The organism is Deltaproteobacteria bacterium, from assembly GCA_020848905.1.
In the GTDB taxonomy this organism is placed as follows: domain Bacteria; phylum Myxococcota_A; class Polyangia.
The window spans coordinates 1-7,634 of sequence record JADLHG010000053.1 but is presented as its reverse complement, the minus strand read 5'-3'; the positions used below and the strand labels follow the sequence as shown (position 1 = coordinate 7,634).

Annotated in this window: 9 protein-coding genes; 2 read left to right on the top strand and 7 right to left on the bottom strand. The window is 71.2% G+C overall.

Features of this window, described 5'->3' with window-relative positions:
* Window positions 1-193 (bottom strand): hypothetical protein (locus IT371_23050; protein MCC6750561.1); only part of this gene is annotated, 193 nt, incomplete at its 3' end.
* 39 nt (window positions 194-232) lie between these two features.
* Between IT371_23050 and IT371_23045 the strand changes: the two genes are divergently transcribed.
* Complete coding sequence (locus IT371_23045; GenBank protein MCC6750560.1) at window positions 233-1,573, top strand: hypothetical protein; 1,341 nt, start codon at window positions 233-235, stop codon at window positions 1,571-1,573.
* 118 nt (window positions 1,574-1,691) lie between these two features.
* On the opposite strand, the gene IT371_23040 is transcribed toward IT371_23045, so the two are convergent.
* The 5 genes from IT371_23040 to IT371_23020 all read right to left on the bottom strand — a co-directional run bounded on the left by IT371_23040 (window position 1,692) and on the right by IT371_23020 (window position 5,905).
* Window positions 1,692-2,240 (bottom strand): DUF1697 domain-containing protein, encoded by a 549-nt coding sequence (locus IT371_23040; protein ID MCC6750559.1) that lies wholly within the window; start codon window positions 2,238-2,240, stop codon window positions 1,692-1,694.
* Window positions 2,241-2,622: 382 nt separating this feature from the next.
* Window positions 2,623-2,934, bottom strand: a complete 312-nt coding sequence (locus IT371_23035; GenBank protein MCC6750558.1) for a hypothetical protein — start codon at window positions 2,932-2,934, stop codon at window positions 2,623-2,625.
* A gap of 253 nt (window positions 2,935-3,187) precedes the next feature.
* The gene (locus IT371_23030; protein ID MCC6750557.1) at window positions 3,188-3,547 is read right to left on the bottom strand and encodes a hypothetical protein; all 360 of its coding nucleotides are present in this window, start codon (window positions 3,545-3,547) and stop codon (window positions 3,188-3,190) included.
* Entirely contained in the window at window positions 3,525-4,433 is a 909-nt protein-coding gene (locus tag IT371_23025; GenBank protein MCC6750556.1) for a hypothetical protein, read from the bottom strand. Before IT371_23025 ends, IT371_23030 begins: the two co-directional genes overlap by 23 nt.
* Before the next feature lie 20 nt (window positions 4,434-4,453).
* Window positions 4,454-5,905, bottom strand: coding sequence for a hypothetical protein (locus tag IT371_23020; protein MCC6750555.1), 1,452 nt, complete (start codon window positions 5,903-5,905; stop codon window positions 4,454-4,456).
* 794 nt (window positions 5,906-6,699) lie between these two features.
* Between IT371_23020 and IT371_23015 the strand changes: the two genes are divergently transcribed.
* On the top strand, window positions 6,700-6,933 hold the full coding sequence (locus IT371_23015; protein ID MCC6750554.1) for a hypothetical protein: 234 nt from the start codon (window positions 6,700-6,702) through the stop codon (window positions 6,931-6,933).
* 93 nt (window positions 6,934-7,026) lie between these two features.
* Here the strand turns inward: IT371_23015 and IT371_23010 are convergent, their stop codons facing one another.
* Window positions 7,027-7,383, bottom strand: a complete 357-nt coding sequence (locus IT371_23010) for a hypothetical protein (GenBank protein MCC6750553.1) — start codon at window positions 7,381-7,383, stop codon at window positions 7,027-7,029.
* Between the last annotated feature and the right edge of the window lie 251 nt (window positions 7,384-7,634).

Here is a 7,634-nt window from a genome sequence, read left to right as displayed (position 1 = left end):
TCGCGCGGCTGCAGTCCCGGTGCATCACCGCGTTGAGGATGACCTCGCGCAGCGCCTCGGCGGGCACCGGCAGCCGGTCCTCGCGGAAGATGCTGCCCTTCGGGAAGCGGGCCGAGAGCGGCAAGGTGCTGAGGAGCTCGACCGCGACATAGTCGTCGTAAGTGTAGCGGTGGGGGCGGCGCGCCGGCAGCACTCGACGCGAGCGTAGCCGAGCGCGTAGGCGATCCCGAAGGTGGGGGGCGCCGACTTCCAGGGGGATCTCTGCGGCTTCGTGCGCGGCTCGGGCACGACGCTCTTCGTGATCGGCGTCGGCAACGACGGCGCCCGCGTGTTCTCCTTCGATGTGGCGAAGCGCGCGTTCGCGTCGGGCGCCCCGCTCTGGATCCCGCACCCCGACTGCAGGGACGGCAAATGCCCCGCCAGCCCGAGCCCGACAGCCTACCCGTGGGTCTGCCGCGGCACGACGGTGAAGAAGGGCAACAAGACCTTCCTCTACCTCGTGGATTTCAAAGGCGCGGGGGCCCAGCCGACCGCCGGGGGCATGCACCTCGCGGTCGCGGACGTGACCGAGCTCGCGAAGGGCAACGCCTCGCTGGTCGCCACCTACGGGGTCGGCTCGAGCCCGTGGCTCACGACGAAGCGGGTGCTCCGGGGCATCGCCGCGATGGGAGAGAAGGTGTTCGTCGTCGAGCCGTCGTGGTCGCGCCAGCTCGCGGACGACAAGCTCCCCCGCAAGACGCACGTGTGGGCTCTCCCGACCCTCGCAGACGGCAAGCTGGACCTGGCCGCGCGCACGGCCCTCCTCGGCGACACCGCCGACGACACGTGCGGCTCGACCAACAACTGGGTGCCCGGCCTCACCGTGGTGGGGACGGGCACGGGCGCGCGCATGTTCCTCGGGAACGACGACGGGATCTCGGTCTTCGGCCCCGGGGGCGCGAAGCTCGGCGACGTGGACGTGTCCAGCTACGGCTCCCTCGTCACCTCGTTCGGGCTCGCGCCCGACGGCAAGCGCCTCTACGCGATGCCGAACTGCAAGAGCTCGAAGGCGAAGGCGAAGGTCAAGGCGGGGCCGGCCGGGTCGAAGGTGGTGACGCTGGACCGCCACGCGACCGTGGTGCTCGACGTGTCGACCTCGGGCGTGCCCGGGATGCTCCACGTGGACCGCGATCTGGACGGTGACGGCTCGGCCGATGGCGGCATCGACATGGAGTTCCTCCACCACAAGGGCAGGCTCCTGCGCTGGTGCGCCGACTGCAGCGGCGTCGTCCCGCCGACCTCCTATACCGGTCCGGAGATCGCCGTCGGGCAGAAGACTCTCTTCCTCCGCGGCACGGGCATCCAGGGCAGCGGCACCACCTCGATCAGCAGCGCCGGGCTCGGGCAGGTGGGTGACGTCGGCCTCTACGACCTCGGCACGGGGCGGGGCGCGGTGCTCCGCGGGCACGATCTCTGGCTCCACGGGCCGTCCTCGCGCTGGGGGTTCGACCTGGAGCCGAGCAACGCCGCGATGGACTACTCGGGTGACGTCTCCGTCGCGGCGCTGCTCTTCGTGCCTCGCCGGGGGCGCTGACGCGGCACGGGCCTCGCCGTTCCGGCGCGGCGGCACCGCCTGCTCGGCGGGTGGAGCGGGCTCTGCCGAGGGGTGCCCCTGGGCGCGGGCTCGCGGTGCCTCGCGGACGGACCCTCGCTCACGGATCGGCTCCGCCGGCCAGCCGCGCGAGCGCGGTCGTCGTCGCCCAGTTGCGGATCGTCATGGTCTTGTAGACCGGCATCGCCACCAGGCGGCTGAGCTTGCTCTTCGCCGCCTCGAGGATGAGCCGCCTGAAGTAGAGCACGCCCGTCCCGGCGTGGACCTCGTCGACGCCGGGCGCGCGCGGCACGACCTCGAGCACTGCCGCCGAGCTCACCTTCGGCGCCAGGAAGAGGACGTCGTACCGGTAGCTCTCGGGCTCCGCGCCGAACCTCGCGGGCGCGCGCCCTACCACGCTCCGCAGCTGCCCGGCGGTCCGGAGCATGACGGGTACCCTCACGACGAAGCGGCGCTCGATCGCGGTCTCGAGCCGCTCCACCACCGCCGCCGCCGCCTCCCCCGACTCGAAGACGACGTTGCCGCTCTGGATGTACGTGACCACCGCGGTCATGCCCGCGCCCCGGAAGCACTCCGCGAGCGCCCCCATCTGGATCACGTTCTTGCCGCCGACGTTGATCCCACGCAGGAGCGCGACGTACCGGCTCACGCTCGCGCCCTATCACACGAGACCCGACGATGCTCGCGACCACGCGCTGCGTGGCAGGCGAGGCCCAGTCGCGGAGTGTTTCCGTCACGACCTGACCCCCATCCAGCTCGGCCTCGGAGGCAGCCATCGCGGCGTGCGGCGCGGCGCGCTCCTCCTACGAGGCGCGCGGCCAGCCTGGAGCCGCCGCGGAGCTCTGCCGCCGTGCCGCCGCCGCCATGCGAGCGCGGGGCGAGGGCGACTTCTGCGACTGGTGCTTGGACGACTTGCTCGAGAACGCTCAGCGACTCGAGTCCGCGGCGTCCGCTTCACTGCCGCAGTGCACCTGAGCGGTCGGCGACGGCGCCGACCCCGGATCGCGCCGGGTGGAGCGCCGGCGGGTGGGCTAGAGACGCGCGCGCGCGCGATGCCACCGGAGGGGTCGCGCCTCGGCCTCGCGCGCGACGAGGCGCTTGGCCTCGAGGTCGAGCTGCACCGTCTTGATCCACCAGAGCGCCTTCGCACCACCGGGCCAGAGCGACTCGGGCAAGCGGGGCAGCACCGCCTCCACCATCTCCGCCTGCGTGAGCCCGGGCGACCTGGCCGGCAGTGCCCTCAAGAGCGCGGCGCGCATCGCGAGGTATTTCTCCTCGTCCACGCGGTTCGCCCGCCCGGGCGTGTTGACGTTCTCCACGACGACCTTGGGCTTTGCGGCCATGCCGGGAGCATGGGGCCGGGCGCGCGGAGCGGGAGCCGCGGTGGGGCACGCGATCTTCGGACCGCGCTCGGCTCCCTCCCAACCCCCGGGCTCTCTGGCGGGTGGTCGCCCGGCCGTATGGATCGGCGTGGTCCGCCGTGAGGTCCCGATCGGCTCGCGCGCTACGGCCCGCGCCCGGCTCTTTCGCGAGCCCGCACGGCCTCGTCCTCGCACGCGCCGCTCGGGTCGCGCTCGGCTTCCCACCTAGCCCCCCCTACGGCCGGCAGGTCGTCTCGATCCCGCCGTCGCCCCACGTCCACCGGAGGGTGCCGGCGTCGACGGTGATCACGCCGCACGTCCCGTTCGAGTAGCAGGCCTCGCTGGTCGCGCAGTCGATCCGGATGGAGGGATCGCTCGTGGGCAGCTGCCCCGCCCCCGTTCCCCGGCAGCCCTCCTCGGTGACGTAGCTCACCTGCATGTAGAAGGACTCGCCAGCGCTCTGGCCGCAGCCGTACCTGGAGATCGCGCAGATCGCGCAAGTCTCCGGCCCCGCCTGCCCTCCGCCCTCGGCCTCGCTGGCGCAGCCGAGGGCAGCGAGCGCCGCCAGGAGGCTAGCGAGAGCCAGCCGGGACATCCCGGGTCTCCTCCCAGCACTGGCCAGCGCCGTCGGCGCACGCCCGCCAGGCGTCAGCGGGAGGCGCCACCACGAGCGCGCCACCGGTGAGCAGCACGCCCGCCGCCGCCGCGCCCTCGAGCACCGTCCGCCCCGAGCCGTCGGTCGCGCCGGGGACCTCGAAGGCGGCGGTCGCGGGATCGAGCGGCGCGCGCAGCCGCAGCTGCACGCCTTCTGTCACGACCGACTCGCGCTGGCCCAGGCACTCGATGCCCCTCAGCACGCAGCTCCCAGCCGCAACGCCTCTCTGGGTGACGAGGCGCGCAGCGTCGCCCGCGGTCACCGTGAGGGGCTCGCTGAAGTCGAGGTACATGAGGAGCGGGTCCTTCTCTCCGCTGGTCCGCGCAGCCACCAGGTGCGGGAAGCTCCCGGTGAAGAAGTGCACCGACCACGCGCCCCCGTGCTCCGCGCCCACGACGCGCAGCTCCGCGTCCTGCTCGAGGACGAGCCAGTGCCAGCGGTCCGGCTCGAGAGGGGTCTTCGCGCGGAGGCGGAAGTACGGCTCAGTACCCGGCTCTGTCTTGCTCACGTCCTCGAACACGACCTCGGCAGCGACGCGAGCTCCCGCCTCGTCCACGTAGGCGGCGCGGGCCTCGATGACGGGCGTGATGGCCGCGAGCGTGCCGCTCGTCGGAGTCCACGAGAACCCGAACAACCCGCTCGTGTCCACGTTCGTCCCGCCCCGCCGGCCGCTCCGGGGCAAGAGCCCCACGGGCCGGGCCGGGGCAGCGTTCGACACACCGGGAGAGCCGCCGGTGCCGGCCTTGGGTGCCGGGGGTTCGTCGGGCGCCTGCGCGCACGCGAGGGAGAGGATGCCGCTGACTACGAGGATCCCGATTCGGTACATGAGTGCCTCCGTGGCGTGGGTCACTGATAGGTGAAGTTGACGAGGTTACGGGCGTGATAGTTGCTGTGATAGGTTTCCCAGGGCTGCGCCGACGTTTGGTCCGTTGGGTGGAACGAGTAGAACGATGACGCCTGGCTGCCCGTCTGGAGGCGATCCCAGAGATTGCCGGAGCTCAGACTGCAGTCGAAGCCGGCAGGTGTCGTCGCGCCAGGCTCGGGGTCTCTACAGTGATTCAGGCTGGTACAGAAGCGGTAGGTCCAGTTGTGCGGGCCGTTGAGGATCGAGTGCCCGCAGAATGAGAGCCCCTGGTAGTACTCATCGCCTTGCACCGGATCGTCCGCTTGGCCCAAGACTCCGTGCGTGGCCTCATGCGCGACGATGAGGGAGAGCAGCGTTGGGTCATCGTAGTTGCCTGGCGCGTATCCCGCGCCTGCGCAGGCAATGTTCGGGATACGCACACGGCCTGGGAGTCCGTTCGCCTGGTACCCGCAGTAGTCGCCCTTGTCGGGATGGGTCATGCACCAGTCGCACGTTGCACCTTCGCAGAACTGGCCGTTCGTGCTTCCGGCCACGTACTTCATGGCGAAGGTGCGGAGGAAGATGTTGCCATGGGTGGCCGCCAGCACGCGGAGGGCGGCGCGCTGCAGAGTCTCTTTCGCCTTCGGCCAGTTTGCATGGCTCTGTATGTTCGAGACACCGGGGTGGCACACCGTGAGCGTCCGGACGCCGGTCGCGCCGAAGGGCACGCTCTTCTGCACGTTTGCCCTGAGGACGAAGTGCCCAGCGTTATCCGTCCACGGGTATGAGCGAACGCCAATGTAGATGGCGCGCGCGGTGGTCGTCGTGCCGATGTCGATTGCCTCTCCGCCTCCAGCAAGGCCGCGTCCGCCGTTGCCGTTGTAGCTGCGCCACGTATAGTTGCTGTTGTCCGGCATCGTCGTGCTGGTGCTCGCGTACAGATCGAAGTCTGGATTGGCAATCTTGCCAGCGATAGCGTCCAGCGTCAGAACCATTCGGGTGTTGGCCGGCTGGAGGACGCTCGTGTAGATCACGTCGCCCGACTTGATCAGCAGGCCCTCCCACCGCTGGTTGACCGTGATCGGCATGTTGAGGGCTGTTGGATTCGGTGTGGCCAGGCACCGCGCTTCGACTTGGCTCACTCGGGGGATACCGTTGCGATTCACGGACGCATCCGTCTTCCACAGCACCGTGAAGTGTCGCTGGTTCCACGTCGGCGCGAGCGGCAGGAGGGCTGCCTCGCCTGTCCCCAGAGCTCCGGTCAGCCGATGAGTACCGTTCAGGTGGCCGAGGTCGAGATAGTCGTAGCTCGATTCGGTGTCGAAGCCGGCGTACATGAAGTCGACCTGCGAGACATTGCTGTTCACGAGGAGTTTCCAGCCGTGCTTCTCGTTGTGGCCGTACTTCACCGGCAGTCCCCACGCTTGATTGAACTCGCTGGCTCCGAGATCCACGGGGAAGACCTCGCCCGTGACCACACCGCAGGTGGCCTGCGTGAATGCGGCGTGCGCTCGGGGTGCTGCTGCGTAGAGGGCGGAGGCGATCGCCCCTCCGATCGCTAGCCGCGCAGCCCGGCCACTCGACCAGCGTACGCGAGCGTCGACAGCGACTGCGCGACGTCCGCTTTCGCGAAGCTGCCCGGGCTCGGATGGTCCTGCGAGGCCGCGGGCGGCCCGGCGCGCTCGCGCGTCCGCCGCAATTCCCGCTCGTCGCTTCCCCGTCCCGCCGGTCGTACGCACACTCGTTTCGCCACCCGGCGCGCCCCGCGCGCTCTTGCGATTTGTCACCGCGTCGCTCCCGCCTCGCCGCACGCTCGCCCGAGTGCGAGTGCGAGTGCGAGTGCGAGTGCGAGTGCGAGTGCGAGTGCGAGTATTGCTCGGGGTTTTCGCCTTGTCAAGCGGAATTCGTCGAAGCCGGGCGCTGGTGGCTCGCGGGAGGGGGCGGCCTCCCGGCCGGGGTTCGTGGAGGGAACGCCGAGCGGGGTGCGGGGAACGGGTCACGTACTCCCAACCCCCGGGCCCTCTGGCGGGTGGTCGCCCGGCCGTATGGGTCGGCGTGGTCCGCCGTGAGGTCCCGATCGGCTCGCGCGCTACGGCCCGCGCCCAGCTCCTTCGCGAGCCCGCACGGCCTCGTCCTCGCACGCGCCGCTCGGGTCGCGCCCCGCTCCCCACCTAGCCCCCCCTACGGCCGGCAGGTCGTCTCGATCCCGCCGTCGCCCCACGTCCACCGGAGGACGCAGGCGTCGACGGTGACCTCGAACCTGGCCGAGTACCCCGACGATCCCGCCAGCGCCGAGTGCGTCGCCTCCGTCTGCCAGGCGCGCGGCCAGCCTGGAGCCGCCGCGGAGCTCTTCCGCCGTGCCGCCGCCGCCATGCGAGCGCGGGGCGAGGGCGACTTCTGCGACTGCTGCTACGACAGCTTGCTCGAGAACGCTCAGCGACTCGAGTCCGCGGCGTCCGCTTCGCTGCCGCAGAGCATCTGAGCGGTCGGCGACGGCGGCGACGCCCATGGCGCCGACCCCGGATCGCGCCGGGTGGAGCGCCGGCGGGTGGGCTGGGGCGGGTTGCTCTCCCGCCTACGGTGTGGCGCCCCACGCGCCGCTGCCGAGCAGCGCTCCGTGCAGCGCGTCGAGGCGGAGGTACTCGCCGCGCTGCGCGCCGTGACCATCGTCCTCGAGCAGGTTCTGGACGTTCCAGACGATGCGGCGCTCGCCGTAGTGGTAGGTGATCCCCGCCTTCCAGGGGGCCGTGCCCTCGGCGAACTGCTGCGAACGCGTGATGCACAGCGCCGCCTCACGCGTCATGACGCGCGCGCGATCGCAGGCCTCCGGGTCCTGCCCCCCGAGGTCGCGCAAGCAGTCCTGTACGGCGGTGTCGACCTGAGCCGGTGGCTCCGCCGCACCCTCGCCCCCCGCCGGCGGGGCCACGAGCACGGCGAGGTCGTCGTCCCAGCCGTAGCCCTTCGCGGAGTCGTACTCGGCGATGCAGTCAGCCGCCGTCGTCGCGCCCGCGGCCGAACCCGATCCCCCTCCGTTCGACGCGCAGCTCGAGCCGATCGCGGATAAGGCAAGCGAACTGCGAATTCTCGTCCTCGGGTCCGGGGCGATTCGCCCCCCGCCGCCTGAACCCCCACCCCGCACGGAGGCTGCGGCACCGGATCTGGCATCCGGCTGCTCGACGGCGG